This is a genomic window from Allobosea sp. BK604 (assembly GCF_004341515.1).
Classification (GTDB): domain Bacteria; phylum Pseudomonadota; class Alphaproteobacteria; order Rhizobiales; family Beijerinckiaceae; genus Allobosea.
This window is the reverse complement of record NZ_SLZF01000001.1, coordinates 483,108-501,381: the sequence shown is the minus strand read 5'-3', so window position 1 is coordinate 501,381 and position 18,274 is coordinate 483,108. Positions and strand designations below refer to the sequence as shown.

General features: G+C 66.4%; 16 protein-coding genes. 8 read left to right on the top strand and 8 right to left on the bottom strand.

The window, feature by feature from the left end; all coding sequences use genetic code 11:
- Nucleotides 1-144: 144 nt before the first annotated feature.
- The 3 genes from EV560_RS02490 (at nt 145) to EV560_RS02480 (ending at nt 3,780) form a co-directional block, all read left to right on the top strand.
- Nucleotides 145-1,344: a mandelate racemase/muconate lactonizing enzyme family protein gene (locus EV560_RS02490; protein WP_131853664.1), complete on the top strand. Its 1,200-nt coding sequence runs from the start codon at nt 145-147 to the stop codon at nt 1,342-1,344.
- 10 nt (nt 1,345-1,354) lie between these two features.
- Nucleotides 1,355-2,122 carry an SDR family oxidoreductase gene (locus EV560_RS02485; RefSeq protein ID WP_131853662.1) on the top strand — a complete coding sequence of 256 codons (768 nt, stop codon included), beginning with the start codon at nt 1,355-1,357 and terminating at the stop codon, nt 2,120-2,122.
- A gap of 116 nt (nt 2,123-2,238) precedes the next feature.
- A complete protein-coding gene (locus EV560_RS02480; RefSeq protein ID WP_131853661.1) occupies nt 2,239-3,780 on the top strand; it encodes a cation:proton antiporter in 1,542 nt (513 codons plus the stop codon).
- 39 nt (nt 3,781-3,819) lie between these two features.
- Here the strand turns inward: EV560_RS02480 and EV560_RS02475 are convergent, their stop codons facing one another.
- From EV560_RS02475 to EV560_RS02440, 8 genes are all read right to left on the bottom strand, one after another.
- Nucleotides 3,820-4,590, bottom strand: a complete 771-nt coding sequence (locus tag EV560_RS02475; RefSeq protein ID WP_131853659.1) for an SDR family NAD(P)-dependent oxidoreductase — start codon at nt 4,588-4,590, stop codon at nt 3,820-3,822.
- An 89-nt stretch (nt 4,591-4,679) separates the two neighbouring features.
- Nucleotides 4,680-5,189, bottom strand: a complete 510-nt coding sequence (locus EV560_RS02470) for a TRAP transporter small permease (protein WP_131853657.1) — start codon at nt 5,187-5,189, stop codon at nt 4,680-4,682.
- Complete coding sequence (locus tag EV560_RS02465; protein ID WP_131853655.1) at nt 5,186-6,484, bottom strand: TRAP transporter large permease; 1,299 nt, start codon at nt 6,482-6,484, stop codon at nt 5,186-5,188. Before EV560_RS02465 ends, EV560_RS02470 begins: the two co-directional genes overlap by 4 nt.
- 77 nt (nt 6,485-6,561) lie before the next feature.
- Entirely contained in the window at nt 6,562-7,575 is a 1,014-nt protein-coding gene (locus EV560_RS02460; protein ID WP_131853653.1) for a TRAP transporter substrate-binding protein, read from the bottom strand.
- A 152-nt stretch (nt 7,576-7,727) separates the two neighbouring features.
- Nucleotides 7,728-8,468: a GntR family transcriptional regulator gene (locus tag EV560_RS02455; protein ID WP_131853651.1), complete on the bottom strand. Its 741-nt coding sequence runs from the start codon at nt 8,466-8,468 to the stop codon at nt 7,728-7,730.
- A gap of 224 nt (nt 8,469-8,692) precedes the next feature.
- Complete coding sequence (locus EV560_RS02450) at nt 8,693-9,697, bottom strand: Gfo/Idh/MocA family protein (protein ID WP_131853649.1); 1,005 nt, start codon at nt 9,695-9,697, stop codon at nt 8,693-8,695.
- 137 nt (nt 9,698-9,834) lie between these two features.
- Nucleotides 9,835-10,845: a Gfo/Idh/MocA family protein gene (locus tag EV560_RS02445; RefSeq protein WP_131853647.1), complete on the bottom strand. Its 1,011-nt coding sequence runs from the start codon at nt 10,843-10,845 to the stop codon at nt 9,835-9,837.
- 108 nt (nt 10,846-10,953) lie between these two features.
- A complete protein-coding gene (locus EV560_RS02440; protein WP_131853645.1) occupies nt 10,954-12,144 on the bottom strand; it encodes an extracellular solute-binding protein in 1,191 nt (396 codons plus the stop codon).
- 234 nt (nt 12,145-12,378) lie between these two features.
- On the opposite strand from EV560_RS02440, the gene EV560_RS02435 reads away from it, so the two are divergent.
- The 5 genes from EV560_RS02435 to EV560_RS02415 all read left to right on the top strand — a co-directional run bounded on the left by EV560_RS02435 (nt 12,379) and on the right by EV560_RS02415 (nt 18,272).
- On the top strand, nt 12,379-13,395 hold the full coding sequence (locus tag EV560_RS02435) for a LacI family DNA-binding transcriptional regulator (protein WP_248311855.1): 1,017 nt from the start codon (nt 12,379-12,381) through the stop codon (nt 13,393-13,395).
- A 69-nt stretch (nt 13,396-13,464) separates the two neighbouring features.
- The gene (locus EV560_RS02430; RefSeq protein WP_131853641.1) at nt 13,465-14,520 is read left to right on the top strand and encodes a sugar phosphate isomerase/epimerase family protein; all 1,056 of its coding nucleotides are present in this window, start codon (nt 13,465-13,467) and stop codon (nt 14,518-14,520) included.
- 48 nt (nt 14,521-14,568) lie between these two features.
- On the top strand, nt 14,569-15,747 hold the full coding sequence (locus EV560_RS02425) for a Gfo/Idh/MocA family protein (protein ID WP_131853639.1): 1,179 nt from the start codon (nt 14,569-14,571) through the stop codon (nt 15,745-15,747).
- Nucleotides 15,748-15,750: 3 nt separating this feature from the next.
- Complete coding sequence (locus tag EV560_RS02420; protein ID WP_131853637.1) at nt 15,751-17,271, top strand: sugar ABC transporter ATP-binding protein; 1,521 nt, start codon at nt 15,751-15,753, stop codon at nt 17,269-17,271.
- Nucleotides 17,268-18,272 (top strand): ABC transporter permease, encoded by a 1,005-nt coding sequence (locus tag EV560_RS02415; protein WP_131853635.1) that lies wholly within the window; start codon nt 17,268-17,270, stop codon nt 18,270-18,272. Before EV560_RS02420 ends, EV560_RS02415 begins: the two co-directional genes overlap by 4 nt.
- Nucleotides 18,273-18,274 lie beyond the last annotated feature (2 nt).

Genomic DNA, 18,274 nt, shown 5'->3' with positions numbered 1-18,274 from the left:
GTATTGTGATATTTTACAAGCGCCCTTATGGTCGTCCCTGTCCGGGCCGCGATTGTCGGCCGATCGGGGCAGCATGACAGAAAACCGAAGCGTCCACAGCCTCAGCTCCGCTGACGAAGGATGCGCGCCGCCAGGGAGGCAGGCATGAAGATCACCGCGATCGAGACGCTGCGAACCGAGGAGTTCGCCAATGTGCTCTGGGTGCGCGTTCACACCGATGCCGGCGTGATCGGCCTTGGCGAGACCTTCTATGGCGCAGGCGCCGTGGAATCGCATCTGCATGACACGCTGGCGATGCGCCTGCTCGGCAAGAACCCGCTGCATATCGAGGCGCTGCATCGCGAGATGACCAACCTGCCGATGGCGCAGGCCTCGACCGGGGTCGAGTCGCGGGCGACCTCGGCGGTCGACATCGCGCTCTGGGACCTGTTCGGCAAGGTCTGCGGCCAGCCGGTGCACCAGATGCTCGGCGGGCTCTGCCGCGACAAGCAGCGCATCTACAATACCTGTGCCGGCTACAAATATGTGCGCTCGCACAATATCAAGCCGGTCTCGACCTGGAATCTCGGCGAGGCGACCGGGCCCTATGAGGACCTGGACGGCTTCATGAACCGGGCCGATGCGGTGGCCGAGAGCCTGCTCGAAAGCGGCATCACGGCGATGAAGATCTGGCCGTTCGACCCGCCGGCGATCGAGAACCAGGGGCTCTACATCACGCCCGAGCAGATGAAGAAGGCGATCGAGCCCTTCGAGAAGATCCGCAAGGCAGTCGGCGACAAGATCGAGATCATGGTCGAGTTCCACTCGCTCTGGAACCTGCCCACCGCGATCAAGATCGCCAAGGCGCTCGAGCCCTACAGCCCGACCTGGTACGAGGATCCGATCCGGATGACCTCGCCGCAGGTGCTGGCGGAATATGCGCGCTCGACCACGGTCTCGGTCTGCGCCAGCGAGACACTGGGCTCGCGCTTTCCGTACAAGGACATGCTCGACCGCGACGCGATGCATGTCGTGATGGTCGACCTGTGCTGGACCGGCGGCCTGACCGAGGGGCGCAAGATCGCCTCGATGGCCGAGACCTATCACCGTCCCTTCGCGCCGCATGACTGCATCGGCCCGGTCGGCTTCGCTGCGGCCGTCCACGCCTCGTTCAGCCAGCCCAATACGCTGATCCAGGAATCGGTGCGCGCCTTCTATACCGGCTGGTACAAGGAACTGGTCACCGAGATCCCGGTGATGAAGGATGGCTTCGTCTTTCCGATGGAAGGGCCGGGCCTTGGCACCGAACTGCTCCCCGCCGTCTTCGAGCGCCCGGACCTGACGGTCCGCCGCACGTCTCTGTGAGGTTTCGCCAATGACCAATCCGCTTTTCGACCTCACCGGCCGCACCGCGCTGATCACCGGCTCCTCGCGCGGCCTCGGCCGGGCCATGGCCGAGGGTCTCGCCAAGGCCGGCGCCAAGGTCCTGATCAACGGGACCGACCCGACGCGCGTCGCGGCGGCCGTCGAGGAGTTCCGCGCCGCGGGACATCAGGCCGATGCGGTTGCCTTCAACGTGACCTCGGAGGCCGATGTCGTGCGCGCGTTCGACGAGTTGGACTCGGCCGGCGTCGCCGTCGACATCCTCGTCAACAATGCCGGAATCCAGTTCCGCAAGCCGATGGTCGAGCTCGACACGGCCGACTGGCAGCGCGTGCTCGACACCAACCTGACCAGCGCCTTCGTCATCGGGCGCGAGGCGGCCAAGCGCATGATCGGCCGTGGCTACGGCAAGATCATCAATATCGGTTCGCTGACCTCGGCGCTCGCCCGCGCCACTGTCGCGCCCTATACCGTCTCGAAGGGCGGCATCAAGCTGCTGACCCAGGCCATGGCGGCGGAATGGGCGGCGAGCGGCATCCAGGCCAATGCGATCGGCCCCGGCTACATGATCACCGACATGAACCAGGCGCTGATCGACAACCCCGATTTCGATGCCTGGGTGAAGGGCCGCACGCCGTCCAGGCGCTGGGGCAAGCCGGAGGAGCTGATCGGCGCAGCCGTCTTCCTGGCCTCGCCGGCTTCCGACTATGTCAACGGCCAGATCATCTATGTCGATGGCGGCATGCTGGCAGTGCTGTAGCGCCGCAAGCCGCGTTAGCTGTTGCTAGAATTGACCCTGTCCCAAGGATGGCCTGTTGCGCCGTGGGCTGCTGATCGCTAACGCGAAAAAGCAGCCTCACGCCGGAGCCACAGGCCATGGCCCTGTTCGAGAACACATTGATCCTGGTGCTGGTGGCGATCGTGCTGCTCCAGGTCTCGCGCCGGCTCGCCATCCCCTATCCGACCATGCTGGCGCTAGCCGGCGTGCTGGTCGCGGCGCTGCCCTGGGCGCCGGATATCGCCATCGATCCGCATCTTGCGCTGGCGCTGTTCATCGCACCGGCGCTGCTCGACGCCGCCTATGATTTCGCGCCGCGCGAGGCGCGCCGCTTCTGGCTGCCTCTCTTCGCGCTCGCCGCGGTCGCGGTGGTGCTGACCACCGCCGCCGTCGCCTGGGCCGGGGTGGCGATCGCCGGGCTGCCGCTCGCGGCTGCGATCGCGCTTGGCGCTCTCGTCGCGCCGCCGGACGCCGCGGCGGCGACGGCGATGCTCGGCCGCTTCTCACTGCCGCGCCGCACCGTGACCGTGCTCAAGGGCGAGAGCCTGTTCAACGACGCGGTCGCGCTGCTGATCTTCAGTGCGGCGGTCGTGGCCGCGACCTCGACGGAGACCTCGACGGTGCAGATGCTCGGTATTGCCGTCGCGGTCCCCGGCGGTATCGCGTTCGGCATCCTGCTCGCGGGCATCTACCTGATCATCGCGCCGTACCTCGCCGGCACGCTCGGCGGCAGGTTGTTCGAGTTCGTCGGCAGCTTCGGAACCTGGATCATCGCCGAGCGCCTGCATCTCTCGGCGGTCATGACGATGGTCGCCTTCGCCATGACTCTGGCGCGCTATGGGCCGGAGCGGCAATCGCCGCATGACCGGATTCATTCCTATGCGATCTGGGAGGCCGTGGTCTTCCTGCTCAACGTGCTTGCCTTCCTGCTGATGGGGCTGCAGGCGCGTGCCATCGTCCTCCGGCACAATCTCGACGACCTCTGGCCGGCGCTGAGCTTCGCCGGCCTCGTACTGTTGATCGCCATCGTTGTCCGGCTGGCCTGGGTCCTCTGCTACAACAGGGTGGTGAATTACTGGCCGCGGCTGGTCGGGCCGCTGACGCCGCCGACCTTGGCGCAAGGCATCCTGGTCGGCTGGTGCGGCATGCGTGGCGTCTTGACGCTCGCCGCGGCGCTGGCCCTGCCCATGGGCTTTCCCGGCCGCGATCTCATCCTGCTCTGCGCGCTCGCCGTGGTGCTGGGCACGCTGATCCTGCAAGGATTGACGCTCGGGCCGCTGATCACGCTGCTGAATTTCGAGCTGGACGAATCCTTCGACGAATCCGTGACCAAGACGCGGCTCGCGCTGCTCGACGCTGCAATCGGCGACCTCGCCGGCAACGAGACTGACGCGGCGCAGAACCTGCGCGCGCTTTACCAGGCCGATCGTGCCACGGTCGAGAAAGGACTGCACCCGCGCGCCGTCGGTGAGATCAACGACCTGCGCCGGGACGGGATTGCCGCCAAACGGGCCAAGCTCGCGGCGATGCGGCGCAATGGCGAGATCGACGACGACGTCTTCCACGCGGTCGAGGAGGAGCTCGACTGGATCGAGCTCGCCGCCTCGCCGCCGGACTGGGTCGAGATCGAGGAGGCTTGACGCCAACCTGTCACTTGCCCCGTCATTGCCAGCGCAGCCTCAGACCCGCGTGCCGCCATCGGCCATGATCACCGAGGCGGTCATGAAGGAAGCTTCGTCCGAGGCGAGCCAGAGGATCGGCCAGGCGACCTCCTTCGGATCGGCCCAGCGGCGCTGGATGTTGTGGTCGACCTTCTCGGTGCGCAGGTCATGCTCGGTCTTGCCGGTCGCGGCGAAGCGGCGGACATGGAACGGCGTCAGCGTCAGGCCGGGGCAGACCGCGTTGACGCGCACGCCGCGATCGGCCTCCTCGAAGGCGAGCGTCTTGGTCAGCGAGATGATGCCGGCCTTGGCGACGTCATATTGCCCCATGCCGGCGCGCGGGTTGTAGGCATGGGTCGAGGAGATATTGACCATCGAGCCCTTGCCCGACTGGCGGAGCGCGGGGAGCGCCTCGCGGGCGAGATATGCGTAGCTCAGCAGGTTGACCGAGAGGATCTTCTGCCAGGTTTCGGCCTTGGCCTCGTCGAGCGGCTCGTAGGAACGGATGCCGGCATTGTTGACCAGCACGTCGAGCTTGCCGAAGGCATCCAGCGTCTCCTTGACGATCTCGGCAGCGGATTGCTCCTTGCCGACGTCGCGCGCGATCTCCAGCACCTGCGCGCTCGGAACCTGCTTGCGGATGGAAGCGGCGACTTCGGCCAGCGCGCCGGCATCGATATCGACCAGCGCGACCTTGGCGCCTTCCGAGGCGAAGACTTCGCCCGTCGCCGCGCCGATGCCGCCGGCGCCGCCGGTGATGATCGCGGTCTTGCCGCTCAGACGTGCCATGTCTTTCGATCCTTCAGTCAGACGATATAACTCTTTGTTTTAGCATCTGAATTTGCCAAAAACCGCAATCCACTTTTCGGGCCCATGCTCTAGCCGATCAGCGTCGCGGTCGTTTCCAGCCCGGACTTGCCGCGGATCACCCGCCAGAGCCAGACGAGGCTGTAGAGCGCCATCAGCGCCCCGCAGAGCGGGATGGCGGCATACCACCAGCCCTTGTCGAGCCGCAGGAAGGGTGTGGTCTCGCCAGACAGCTGCATGAATTCCCAGCCATAGAAGGCGAGGATGAGTGCGAAGGCGAGCATGGCGAGGTTGATCAGGATCTCGAGCGCGCGCTGTGCCTGTGGCGCCAGCAGGTCCTCGAAGATCACGACGCGATAGAGCGCGCCCTCCCGCCAGAGCGCGAGCGAGGTCAGCATCACGATCCAGATGAAGAGCAGTTCGACGATCTCGTCATAGCCCTGGATCGTGAAGAGCGGCGCGAGGCGCAGGATAATGGCCGAGCCGAGCAGGACGAACAGCGCCAGGAAGCAGATGATCGCCACATATTTGCAGAAGAGGGCAACGAAGCGGTCGGCAGCCCTGAGCAGGTCGAGGATCATCGCGCCACTCCGTAGCCAAGGAGGTTGGGCAGCCAGAGCGAGATGGCCGGGATATAGGTGATCAGCATGAGCACGCCGACCAGGGCCAGCACGTAGGGCCAGATCTCGCGGGTGAGGTCGGCGATCGAGACCTTGGCGATCCCGGCAACGACGTAAAGGCACAGACCCACAGGCGGCGTCACCAGGCCGATCATGATGTTGAGCACCAGGATGACGCCGAAATGGACCGGGTCGACGCCGATCTTCAGGATGATCGGCAGAAGCACCGGATAGGCGATGATCATGATGGCGATGCCTTCGATGAACATGCCGAGCAGCAGCAGCACCGCGTTGATGATCAGCAGGATCACCCAGGGCTCGGAGGACATCGAGAGGAAGGCATTGAGGATCGCGTTCGGGATCTGCTGCTGGATCAGCACCCAGCCGAAAGGAGCCGAAACGGCGATGATGAACATCACCTGGGCCGTCTGGCGGGCGGTGTCCCAGAGCACCTCGATGGTCGCGGCCCAATCGAGCTCGCGATAGACGAAGCGGCCGAGCATGAACGCGTAGGCGGCAGCGACGACCGCGGCTTCGGTCGGCGTCGCGATGCCGGTGAAGATCACGAGCAGGATCGTCGGCGGCAGCAGCAGCGCCGGGCCGGCCTTGCCGATGATGCCCGCCGCCTCGCGGAAGGGCGGCAGGGCGTCGCCTCGCGGCAGGTTCATCTGCTTGGCAACGGCCGCGATGACCGCCATCAGCGCCACCGCCATCAGCAGGCCCGGGATGATGCCGGCGAGGAACAGCGCTCCGACCGAGACATTGGCGAGGCTGCCATAGATGACGAAGGGAATGCTCGGCGGGATGATCGGGCCGATGGTGGAGGAGACCGCGGTGATCGTCGCGGCGAAGCGGCCGGAATAGCCGGCCTTGGTCATGGCGCGGTGCTCGATCACGCCCATGCCGGCAGCGTCGGCCACGGCCGAGCCCGACATGCCGGCAAAGATGACGCTGCCGATGACGTTCACATGGGCGAGCCCGCCGCGGATGCGGCCGACACAGAGCTGCGCCACCTGGAAGATGCGCTCGGTGGTGCCGCCGACATTCATCAGGTTGCCGGCGAGGACGAAGAAGGGGATCGCGAGCAGGGGGAACGAGGTTGTGCCGGCATAGGTGCGCTGGATGAAGATGATCAGCAGGTCGGGGCCGACCGTCACCACCATGGTCACCGCAGCGATAAGCCCGAGCGCCACTGCGATCGGAATGCCGAGCAGGATGACGATGCAGACAGAGAGCAGGATCGAGGTGATCAGCATCGGGTGGGCAGGCTCGCGCTAAAGAGCAGGCCGGCGCCGCTCGGGCGCCGGTGGAAAGGCGTGTCTGTTCGCGGGCCTCAGGCGCGGGCGGCCGTGACCAGCTTGGTCCAGGCGTTCCAGGTATCCTCGCCCAGCGCCTTGCGGAGCTGGTCATAGGCCGGGCCCATCTTGTCGCGGAACGGGCCGACATCCGGCCGGGTGATCTCGACGCCGGTCTTCTGCATCGCGGCGAGATTGGCCTCCTCGTTGTCGCGCACGCCCTTGCGGGCGGCGGCGCCGGCCTTGGCGCCTTCCTCGCTGACGATCTTGCGCTGCTCCTCGCTGAGGCGGTTCGACCAGACGCGCGGGTTCGAGCAGAACATGATCGAGGCGTAGATGTGCCGGGTCAGCGCGAGATGCTTCTGCGCCTCGAAGAATTTTGCGGCGAAGGTGGTGCCGACCGGATTGTCCTGGCCGTCCACGACCTTGTTGGCGAGCGCAAGGTAGACTTCCTGGAAGGCGATGGTCTGGGTGCTGGCGCCGAGCGCCTCGAAGGCGGCCTTGATCGCCAGCTCGGGCGGGACGCGGATCTTCAGCCCCTGCACGTCGGCGGGCTGGTTGATCGGCCGGCGGCTATTGGTGACGGCGCGGAAGCCCCATTCGAAATTGGCGATCCAGGTGAAGCCGGCGGCCTTGAGCTGCTCGGCGATCCAGTCGCGCCCGGTGACGTCGAGCGTCTTGTGGGCGTGCTCGTAGCTGTCGAACTGGTAGGGGATGTTGATGACGCCGATCGTCTTCGACAGCGCTTCGATATTGGCCGGGTTGAGCAGCATCATGTCGATGGCGCCGAGCCGGGTCTGCTGCGCGGCTTCGACCGGCGAGCCCAGCGCGTTGTTCGGGAAGATCGTGATCTTCACCTCGTTATTGGTGCGCTCGGCGATGCGCTTCACCATCGCCTCGGCCTCTGTATGCACCGGGTGGGTGACATCGGCCGGGTGGGTCAGGCGCAGCTCGACCGCCGCGCGCGCCGGAATGATGCTCGGCGCGTAGACCGCGAGCGCGGCGCCCGCGCCGATGACGGATCGGCGCGTCAGATTGCTGCTTGAAGCCATGGTTCCCTCCCGTGTCCGCCGCGTTTCGGCGGCTTGTCGCCGCCTGGGCCTCAAGGCCGGCGGCGTCGCGTTCCCTCGCGGCCCGGTTGTACGGGCTCAGCGGGCCGTCTCATGCGGCCTCGGTCAAATCTTGCATGCAAGAAAAGCGGCGGTCAATCCTTTTGAGAGGCGTCGGTGCCGTTCGCGGTCTGCAGGGAGGTGACGAGGCTGGAGAGGCCGTTGCGGACATGCTCGCGCATGGTGCGCGCGAGACGCTCGCCGTCGCGGGTACTGAGCGCGTCGAGGATGAGCTGGTGCTCCTGGATCGCTGTCTTCCAGCGCGTCGGCCAGCGGTTGGAGGAGAAGCGGGCGCGGTCGACCCGGAGCGCCAGAAGCTCCCAGACCCAGACCAGGATCGAGTTGTGCGAGAGCTCGACGATCTTGCGGTGGAAAGCCTTGTTGGCCTCGAAATAGCCGGGCAGCTCGTCGCGGGTGTGGTGCAGCAGCATCTGGTAATGCAGCAGGCCGATCTCGGCGACGTCCTCGTCGGTGACATGGGCGATGGCGAGCTCGCCGGCCAGGCCCTCGATGACCGTGACGACGTCGATCAGCGAGTTGAGTTCGTCCGGGTCGAGCTCCGAGACCACGGCGGAATAGTTGGGCAGCGAGCGCAGCAACCCGTCCTGCGTCAAGGTCTTGATCGCCTCGCGAACCGGAGTGCGGGAGACGCTGAGCTGCTCGCAAAGCTCGCGCTCGTTCAGTCGCGTGCCTGGTGCCAGCACGCCCGTGACGATCATGTTGCGCAATACGGCGACGGTGGTGCTGTGCAGCTTGCCCTTGCGTCGTCCTGGCTCAGGCTCGGGCAAATGCGCCAGCAGGGAAGCCAGCGGCGTGGTGTCGTTGCTCTCGGTCATGGCGATCCCGACGGGTAGATCGCCTATTTGAGCGCCAAAACTCTTGCATGCAAGATGGCGGTGTTGTCGCGGTGCCGCGTGGGCGGGCGATGGACCATTCCGTCATGCTCGGTCTTGTGCCGAGCATCCGCGCCTTGCGACGCTGGGGCCCGGCCTCAAGGTGGCAAAGACGTGGATGGTCGGGACGAGCCCGACCATGACGATTGAGGCCTGAAGCCCGGTCCTCAGCCGCGCCCGGCCCTGAGGATGTCGTCGACCAGGCGCTGCGAGGTCAGTGCTTCCTCGCCGGTCACGATCGGCTCGCGACCCGTCTCGATCGCGTCGAGGAAGTCCGCGATCACGGCGCGGTGGGCATCGTGCGGGAAGTCCATGATGTTGGCGCCGCTGCCGGTGCTGCCTTCCGCCTCGACGACCTCGTTCCTGCCGTCGAGCAAGTCGAGCTGGAGCCGTCCGCCGACCAACGCGGCATGGCCCTTGCTGCCGATGATCTCGATGCGTTCGGGATGGCCGGGATAGGCGGCGGTCGTCGTCATCAGCGTCGCCGGAGCGCCATTGCCGATTTCGAGCAGAGCCGAGACGTAGTCCTCGGTCTCCATCTTGTGCAGGCCGGTGGTGCGGACCTGGGCAGCCACGACCTTGCGGACGCCGACAAGCGAGCGGAACAGGTCGAGCGAATGGATGGCTTGCGTCAGCAGCACGCCACCGCCGTCGCGTGCCATCGTGCCGCGACCGGGCTCGTCGTAATAGGTTTGCGGGCGCCACCAGGGCACGGTGATCGAGGCCGCCTCCAGCGTGCCGAGCTCGCCGTCATCGAGTGCCGCCTTGAGGCGCAGGCTCGCCGGGCGGAAGCGGTGCTGCAAGGTGACGGCGAAGACCTTGCCGGACTTGCGGGCATTGGCGACGAGCTGCTCGCCGCGCGCCACGGTCAGCTCCAGCGGCTTCTCGACCAGGACATGCTTGCCCGCCTCGAGACATTGGGTCGAGGCTTCGAGATGGCTGCTCGGCGGCGTCAGCACGATCGCGGCATCGACCGCGGGATCGGCCAGCGCGGCGGCAATGTCGGTCGTGGTCGGGAAGGGGAACTGCTTGGCATAGGCCGCGGTGCGTTCCTGCGAGCGGCTTACCGCCCAGCGAACGTCGACGCGGTCCTTGAGATCGATCAGGCTCTTGGAATGCGGCAGCGAGGCCGGGCCGAGACCGACGATGATGACTCCGAGCTTGCGTGTCACGTCAAGGTTTCCTCTAGAGCATTTTCGAGCGAAGTGGATACCGGTTCGCGTGAAGAAAATGTGTCAAAACAAAGGGATAGAGAATTTCCGAGATTCGGAGAAGCGCGGAAATGCTCTAGGATGTCTTGCTTCGTCGCTCAGCCGGCCTTGGGCACGCGGACCGCATTGGCCTGCGCTTCCAGCGCGAGACGGCAGACGGTGAAGACGTGCTGCTGCGCCATGGCCGTCTCGGTGCGGTCAGCGATATCGGCCACGAGATTGCGGAAATAGGTGAGCGGCTCCTTCGACGCGTCGATATGCCGGGTGCCGGAACCGTCGACCAGGAAGACATGGTCGGTGCCGGGGCGGCCGGCGATGTCGACATATTTTCGCAGTTCGATCGTGCCCTTGGTGCCCAGGATGGTCAGGCGGCCGTCGCCCCAGGTCGGCAGGCCGTCGGCGGTGAACCAGTCGACGCGGATATAGCCGTTGGCCCGGTCGCTACGCAGCAGGACCTCGCCGAAATCCTCGAAATCCGGGAAATCCGGATCGCCGAAATGGCCGACGCTGGAGGTGACGATCTCCGCATCGTTCGACCCGGTGAAATGCAGGAATTGGTCGATCTGGTGCGAGGCGATGTCGGTCAGGATGCCGCCATAATACTGGCTGTCGAAGAACCAGGGCGGGCGGATCGCCCGGTTGAAACGATGCGGGCCGACGCCGAGCGTCTGCACGACGCGGCCAATGGCGCCGTCGGCGATCAGCTTGCCGGCGACGATCGTGGCCGGGACGATGAAGCGCTCGGAGAAGCAGACCGAGAAGATGCGCCCGGTCTCCTTCACCGTGGCCTCGATCGCGGCGAGCTGCTCGAAGCTCGTGACGCCGGGCTTGTCGACCATGACGTCCTTGCCGGCTTTCATGGCGCGGATGGCGACGGCGGCGCGCTCGGACGGAATCGAGGCACAGGCGATGAGGTCGATCGAGGGGTCGTCGAGCAGCTTGTCGGCATCGACCGGCTTCAGCTCGGGAAAGCGCTCCCTGAAGCCGGTGACCACGCGCTCGTCGCTGGTCACAGGATCGAAGCCGACGCAGGTCGCGCCGGCGGCGATGAGATCGCCGACCATATGGAAGATATGGCGGTGGTCGAGTCCTACTGCAGCGAAGCGCATGTCAGAGCGTGACCGCGAAATGGAAAAGACCTTCGGACGCGCTCATGCGCCAACTCCTTCACTCACAGGCAAGTGGCGGCCGGGCCCGAAGGCCCGGCCGGGCAAGGCTCATTGCGGCGCGTTGTGGCCGACGCCGATTTCCTGGTCCCAGCGGCGGAAGGCGGCGACGAGACGCTCGGGCGTCAGCGGTGGCTTGGTCGGCAGCTTGGTGATCAGCTCGTCATAATGCGGACGGCCGTATTCCTTGAGCACGTCGCGGCTTTCTTGCGAGGCCATGGAGAGCGGCACGTTCTTCACGGCCGGGCCGGGGTAGAAATAGCCCTTGTCATAGGTCGCGGCCTGCGCCTCGGGCGTCAGCATGAAGGACATCAGCGCGAGCAGGACGGCGACCTTGTCGTTCGGCACGCCCTTGGGAATGCACATGAACTGGGTGTCGGGAATCCAGTGCGTGTTGTCGATGACGAAGGTCTGCGCCTCCTTCGGCACGATGCCGAGCACGCGCGGGTTGATGTCCCAGCCCAGCGTCGAGACGATGACGTCGCGAGTGCCTTCGCCGAGTTCCTTCATGGTCGCGGCGGTACCGGCCGGATAGTAGTCGACGCCGCTGCCGAGTTCCTTGAGATAGGCCCAGGTCTTGTCCCAGCCCTTCATCGGGTCGCTCGGGTCGGTATCGCCGAGGATGTAGGGCATGCCCTGCAGGAAGGTCCAGCCGGGGCCGGAATTCACGGGGCGTGCATAGGTGAAGCGCTTCGGGTTCTGCTTGACGTAATCGAGGAATTCCTGCGCGTTCTTCGGCACCTTCTTCAGGCGCTCGGGGGCATATTCGAAGAGAGGGCCGGACGGCGAATAGGCGACGGCGACGCCTTCGTTCTGGCCGAAATTGCGCTGCATCATCAGCGCCTGCTCATGGTAGACCGCTTCCGCCTTGGGCAGCTTGTCGGCATGCGACTTCCAGACGTCGATCCACAGGCCCTGCTGGATGCCGTCGGACATGGCGCCCGGGCCGGTCAGCACGAGGTCGATATCGACACGGTTGGCCTGCTGCTGCGCCTTGATCTTGGCCGGCAGCTCGGGCGAGGGCGCGCGCGAGAAGTTCAGGCGCGAGACCAGCTTCGGATTCTCCTTGGCGAAGCGCTCGAGCGAGACCTGGGTGAGCTGGAGATTGCCGGCGACGTCGATGATGTTGAGCGCGACCGGGCTGGAGGGAAGCTGCACGCCCTGGGCGAAAGCGCCGGCTGCTTGCAGCGCGGCGAGGCTGGACGCGCCAGCAATCACGCCGCGGCGGGTAATATCGACCATGATCTCTCCCTAACGTTAGCCCCTCTTACTTTGCGTCAGCGCGTTGGGGCGTTGCATGCATACTAGTACACCACTCTTTGCCGCGCTAGCCGGGCAGGCTCTGCCCGAGAGGCGATTTTTGAGGCGGCATGCGACGGAAGGCTGAGGCGCCGATGTGGTGATCCCTCAGATTCTGAGTTGCGCACCTCATGAATTCGGTGCCATCATCGCGACATGGGTGTCGATGGGCTGCGCATGACTCTGGTCGATGTCGCAAGGGAGGCTGGTGTCTCGCTCGCGACCGTCGATCGCGTGCTGAATGGCCGGCCGGGCGTGCGCGAGCCGACGGTGACCCGGGTCAGAGCCGTGATCGAGAAGCTCGGCTACCGGCCGGACCCGATCGCCTCGCGCCTTGCCCATGGCGGCAGCTATCGCTTCTGCTTCATCCTGCCGACCGGCTCCAACACCTTCATGACCAATCTCGGCGAGGCGGTGCTGGAGGCGGCGAACCTCATCGCCGGGCAGCGCGCCTTCATCGACATCCGGCGCATCGACGTATTCGATCCGGACGCCTTGGCGACGGCGCTCGAGACCATCGAGAGCCACTATCACGGCGTCTCCGTCGTGGCGCTCGACCATCCGCGCGTCAGGGCGGCGATCGACGATCTCGTGGCCCGCGGCATCGCCGTGGCGACTCTCGTCTCCGATGTGCCGACGAGCCGGCGGCAATGGTATGTTGGCATCGACCACACCGCCGCCGGGCGCACGGCCGGAACGCTGATGGGCCGCTTCGCCGGGGCGCGCTCAGGCCCGGTCGGCGTCATCGCCGGCTCGCTCAGCCTGCGCGACCATGTCGAGCGCCAGTTCGGCTTCGGCCAGATCGTCGGCGACGAATATCCGCAGCTGCGCATCCTGCCGACGCGGGTCGGCCGTGACGACCGCGAGCGCACGCGCCTCGCCGCGCAGGCGATCCTCGCCGAGCACCCCGATCTCGTCGGCATCTACAATATCGGCGCGGGCAATCAGGGCATCGCCGATGCGCTCGAAGAGGTCGGCCGGACGCGGGAGGTCATCCTGATCGGCCATGACCTCACCGTTCACACCCGGCGGCTGCTGCTGCTAGGGGCGATGGACGCGATCATCAATCAGGACCCTGGCCATCAGGCCCGCTCGGCGGCGCGGCTGCTGGTGGCGCATTGTACCGGCGAGCCGGTGTTCGCGGCCCAGGAACGCATCCGCATCGACATATTCCTGCGGGACAATCTCCCGTAGCGGCGGCGCCAACGAGCGACCGCCGGACCAAACGACAACAGATTTGAGGAAACGCTGGGAGGATTTCGAATGCCGACGAATGTGAAGGGCCCGGCCATTTTCCTGGCCCAGTTCGCGGGCGATGCCGCGCCGTTCAACTCATGGGATGCGATCTGCCGCTGGGCGGCCGGCCATGGCTACAAGGGCGTGCAAGTGCCGAGCTGGGACGGGCGTCTGTTCGACCTCGCCAAGGCGGCGTCGTCCAAGGGATATTGCGACGAGATCGCCGGTGTCGCCAGGAGCCATGGCCTCGCGATCACCGAGCTTTCGACGCATCTGCAGGGCCAGCTCGTCGCGGTCAATCCGGCCTATGATTCCGCCTTCGACGCCTTCGCGCCGGCAGCGGTCCATGGCAAGCCGAAGGAGCGGCAGGCCTGGGCGGTCGAGCAGATGAAGCATGCGGCCAAGGCCTCGCGCCATCTCGGGCTCGATGCCCATGTCACCTTCTCCGGCGCGCTGGCCTGGCCTTATGTCTACCCCTGGCCGCAGCGGCCGGCAGGGCTGATCGAGGCGGCCTTCGCCGAGCTCGGCAAGCGTTGGACGCCCATCCTCGACGCATTCGACGAGGTCGGCGTCGATGTCTGTTACGAGATCCATCCCGGCGAGGACATCTTCGACGGCGCGACCTTCGAGATGTTCGTCGATGCGGTCGGAGGCCACAAGCGGGCGGCGATCAATTACGATCCCAGCCATTTCGTGCTGCAGCAGCTCGATTATCTCGCTTTCATCGACATCTACCACGAGCGGATCAAGGCGTTCCACGTCAAGGATGCCGAGTTCAATCCGGATGGGCGGCAGGGCGTCTATTCCGGCTACCAGCCCTGGATCTCGCGGGCCGGGCGCTTCCGTTCGCTCGGCGACGGGCAGGTCGATTTCGGCTCGGTCTTCTCGAAAATGGCGCAGTACGGCTACGATTCCTGGGCCGTGCTCGAATGGGAATGCGCCCTGAAGCATCCCGAGGACGGCGCGCGCGAAGGCGCGGAATTCATCCGCAGCCACCTGATCCGCGTCACCGAGAAGGCCTTCGACGATTTCGCCGGCGGCGAGACGGACACCAAGCAGATCAACGCGATGCTCGGCCTCTGAGGCCGGGACAGCGCGACCATAAGAACGACGATACGGCGGGAGGCCGCGATGGCAAGGAAGGGGCGCAAGGCGCCGACGGGACGAATCCGCCTCGGCATGGTCGGGGGCGGCGAGGGCGCCTTCATCGGCGCGGTGCATCGCATCGCATCGCGGCTCGACGATCGCTACGAGTTGGTCGCGGGCGCGCTGTCCTCGACGCCGGACAAGGCGCGACGCTCCGGCGAGGCGCTGGGGCTGGCGGCGGACCGGATCTATGACGACTTCGCCAGCATGGCCAAGCGCGAGGCCGCGCGGGAGGACGGGGTCGAGGCAGTCGCAATCGTCACGCCGAACCATGTCCATGCCGCCGCCGCGAGCGCCTTCCTGAAGGCCGGCATCCATGTGATCTGCGACAAGCCGCTGACCACCACGCTGAAGGATGCGCTCAAGCTGAAGGCGCTCGCCGAGGAAAGCGGCCGCGTCTTCATGGTGACGCATAACTATTCGGGCTACCCGATGGTGCGCCAGGCGCGCGCCATGGTCGCCGCCGGGGAGATCGGCGAGGTCCGTGTCGTCCAGGTCGAATACGCGCAGGACTGGCTGACCGAGAAGCTCGAGGATAGCGGGCAGAAGCAAGCCGACTGGCGGGTCGACCCGGCGCGTTCGGGCGCGGGCGGCTGCGTCGGCGATATCGGCACGCACGCGCATCATCTCGCCGGTTTTATCACAGGGCTGGAGGTCAAGGAGCTCTGTGCCGAACTGACGACCTTCGTGCCGGGGCGGCGGCTCGACGACAATGTCCAGATCCTGCTGCGCTACGGCAATGGCGCGCGCGGCATGCTCTGGGCGAGCCAGGTCGCGCCCGGCAACGAGAACGCGCTGAAGCTGCGCGTCTACGGGACCAAGGGGGGCCTGGAATGGCGCCAGGAGCATCCGAACCAGCTCGTTTTCTCGCCGCTGGGCAAGCCGGTGCAGACGCTCTCGCGCGGCATGGGCTATGCTGACGGCGCCGCATCGCGGGTAACGCGTATCCCGTCCGGCCATCCGGAAGGTTATCTCGAGGCTTTCGCGACGCTCTACAGCGAGGCGGCGGCGGCGATCCAGGCGGCGCGGACCGGCAAGAAGCCCGACAAGGCGGTGATGTTCCCGGGCGTCGATGACGGCGTCGCCGGCGTCGCCTTCATCGAGGCGGCGGTGAGATCCTCAGGCAAGGGCGCTGCCTGGGTGAAGCTCAAGAGCGCAGGCTGAGCCATGAGTTCCGTCCTCGAAGCCCGCGAGATCGGCAAGTCGTTCGGCCCCGTCGAGGTGCTGCGCGGCATTCCGCTCGCGCTCCAGGCGGGCGAGGTCCATGCCGTGATCGGCGAGAACGGCGCCGGCAAGTCGACGCTGATGCGGATCCTCTCCGGCCATCTCCAGCCGAGCGCCGGCTCGCTGGCGATGGATGGCCAGCCGCTGGTCTTCACCGGCCCGGTCGATGCGGAGAAGCGCGGCATCGTGCTGGTGCATCAGGAGATCCTGCTCGCGCCCGACCTGACGATCGCCCAGAACCTGTTCCTCGGCCGCGAGATGCGGCGCGGGCTCTTCGTCGACGATGCCGCGATGAACCGTATCGCCGCGGCCAAGATGGCCGAGCTCGGCGCGCGGCTCGATCCGCGCATGCCGGTGCGGGAACTCTCGATCGCGCAGCGCCAGCTCGTGCAGATCGCCCGGGCATTGCTGGCGCCGCATCGTGTCGTGATCTTCGACGAGCCGACAGCGACCTTGTCCGGCGTCGAGGCCGAGGCGCTTTTCCTGGCGATCCACCAGTTGAAGGCCAAGGGCGTCGCGGTGCTCTACATCTCGCACCGGCTGCCGGAGGTGAAGGCGATCGCCGATCGCGTCACCGTGCTGCGCGACGGCCGCCATGTCACGACGCGCGACATGGCGGAGCTCGACCCCGCCGGCATGGCACGGCTGATGGTCGGGCGCGACATGGCCAATCTCTATCCGCCGCGCACGCCGGCGCCTGTGGCCGAGCCAGTGCTGGAGGCGCGCGACATCGCCGTGCCCGGCTATGTCGAGACCGCCTCCTTCGCCTTGCAGAAGGGCGAGATCCTCGGCTTCGCCGGGCTGATCGGGGCAGGGCGGACCGAGCTGTTCGAGGCGATCGTCGGCCTCAGGCCGCATCGCGGCGAGGTGCGGCTCGAGGGCAGGCCCGTCGCTTTCCGCGACGCGGCCCGGAGCATGGCGGCGGGCATCGTCTATCTGAGCGAGGACCGGAAGGGGAAGGGCCTGCTGCTGCAGCAGGATCTGCGGGTGAACCTGACGCTGGCCGCGCTTTCGCGCTTTGCCAGGAGCGGTCTCGTGGCGGAGAGCCAGGAATGGGCCGAGCTCGACAAGGCGATCGCCGGCTTCGACATCCGCGCCAGGCGCAAGGAGATGCTCGCCGGCCAGCTCTCGGGCGGCAACCAGCAGAAGCTGCTGCTCGCCAAGATGATGCTGCTGGAGCCGCGCATCGTGATCATCGACGAGCCGACGCGCGGCATCGATATCGGCACCAAGGAGCAGATCTATCGCTTCATTGCCGAGCTCGCCGCGCAGGGCCGCTCCATCGTCGTGATCTCGTCTGAGATGCCGGAGCTGATCGGGCTCTGCCACCGCGTCATCGTGATGAGGGCCGGCCGCATCGCCGGCGAGGTCACCGGAGACGACATCGCCGAGGATCCGATCATGTTCCTCGCCACCGGAGTCCATGAGGAGGAGGTGGCCGAAATGGCTGCCGGCGCGCCATGACCGAGAATGCCGCAACCACGAGCCCGGTGCCCGAGCGGCGCCGCTTCGCCTTCGACCTCAAGGCGGCCTCGCCCTTCATCGCGCTCGCTGCGCTGATCCTGCTTGGCGCCGTGGTCAATCCTGACTTCCTGACGGTCTCGAACCTGACCAATGTGGTGACACGCTCGGCCTTCATCGCGATCATCGCGGTCGGCGCGACCTTCGTCATTGCCAGCGGCGGGCTCGACCTCTCGGTCGGCTCGATGGCAGCTTTCACCGCCGGGCTGATGATCCTGACGCTGAACAAGCTCGGCGGGGCCGAAACCTCGACGCTGCTGATGGCGATGGGCGTTGCGCTGATGGTCGCCGCCGCCTGCGGGCTGTTCAACGGGCTCGTGGTGACGGTGGGCAAAATCGAGCCCTTCATCGTCACGCTCGGCACGATGGGCATCTTCCGTTCGCTGGTGATCTTCCTGGCAGCGGGCGGCACGATCACGCTGCGCGATTCCGGCATGCGCGAGATGTACCGGCCGCTCTATTTCGGCTCGGTCATGGGCATCCCGATCCCGGTCATCGCCATCCTGCTGGTGGCAGGGCTTGGCGCGTTGCTGCTCTACAAGACGCCGTTCGGCCGGCATGTCGTCGCCGTCGGCTCGAACGAGGATGTCGCGCGCTATTCCGGCGTGCCGGTCAGCCGCGTCAGGCTCCTGACCTATGTCATCCAGGGCATCTGCGTCGGCATCGCCGTGCTGATCTATGTGCCGCGGCTGGGCTCGGCGACGCCGACCACCGGCCTGCTCTGGGAGCTGCAGGCGATCACCGCGGTGGTCATCGGCGGCACCGCCCTGCGCGGCGGCGTCGGACGGATCTGGGGCACGGTCGCCGGCGCCGTGATCCTCGAACTCGTCGCCAACATCATGGTGTTCTCGAACTTCGTCTCCGAATACCTCGTCGGCGCGGTTCAGGGCTCCATCATCATCATCGCCATGCTCGTGCAGCGGAGCCTGCAGAGGGCGCGGTGAGT

Bases quoted from the DNA above. Each gene is read 5' to 3' on its own strand.
- EV560_RS02490 (WP_131853664.1), top strand. From the start codon at position 145: ATGAAGATCACCGCGATCGAGACGCTGCGAACCGAGGAGTTCGCCAAT.
- EV560_RS02485 (WP_131853662.1), top strand. From the start codon at position 1,355: ATGACCAATCCGCTTTTCGACCTCACCGGCCGCACCGCGCTGATCACC.
- EV560_RS02480 (WP_131853661.1), top strand. From the start codon at position 2,239: ATGGCCCTGTTCGAGAACACATTGATCCTGGTGCTGGTGGCGATCGTG.
- EV560_RS02475 (WP_131853659.1), bottom strand. From the start codon at position 4,590: ATGGCACGTCTGAGCGGCAAGACCGCGATCATCACCGGCGGCGCCGGC.
- EV560_RS02470 (WP_131853657.1), bottom strand. From the start codon at position 5,189: ATGATCCTCGACCTGCTCAGGGCTGCCGACCGCTTCGTTGCCCTCTTC.
- EV560_RS02465 (WP_131853655.1), bottom strand. From the start codon at position 6,484: ATGCTGATCACCTCGATCCTGCTCTCTGTCTGCATCGTCATCCTGCTC.
- EV560_RS02460 (WP_131853653.1), bottom strand. From the start codon at position 7,575: ATGGCTTCAAGCAGCAATCTGACGCGCCGATCCGTCATCGGCGCGGGC.
- EV560_RS02455 (WP_131853651.1), bottom strand. From the start codon at position 8,468: ATGACCGAGAGCAACGACACCACGCCGCTGGCTTCCCTGCTGGCGCAT.
- EV560_RS02445 (WP_131853647.1), bottom strand. From the start codon at position 10,845: ATGCGCTTCGCTGCAGTAGGACTCGACCACCGCCATATCTTCCATATG.
- EV560_RS02440 (WP_131853645.1), bottom strand. From the start codon at position 12,144: ATGGTCGATATTACCCGCCGCGGCGTGATTGCTGGCGCGTCCAGCCTC.
- EV560_RS02435 (WP_248311855.1), top strand. From the start codon at position 12,379: ATGACTCTGGTCGATGTCGCAAGGGAGGCTGGTGTCTCGCTCGCGACC.
- EV560_RS02430 (WP_131853641.1), top strand. From the start codon at position 13,465: ATGCCGACGAATGTGAAGGGCCCGGCCATTTTCCTGGCCCAGTTCGCG.
- EV560_RS02425 (WP_131853639.1), top strand. From the start codon at position 14,569: ATGGCAAGGAAGGGGCGCAAGGCGCCGACGGGACGAATCCGCCTCGGC.
- EV560_RS02420 (WP_131853637.1), top strand. From the start codon at position 15,751: ATGAGTTCCGTCCTCGAAGCCCGCGAGATCGGCAAGTCGTTCGGCCCC.
- EV560_RS02415 (WP_131853635.1), top strand. From the start codon at position 17,268: ATGACCGAGAATGCCGCAACCACGAGCCCGGTGCCCGAGCGGCGCCGC.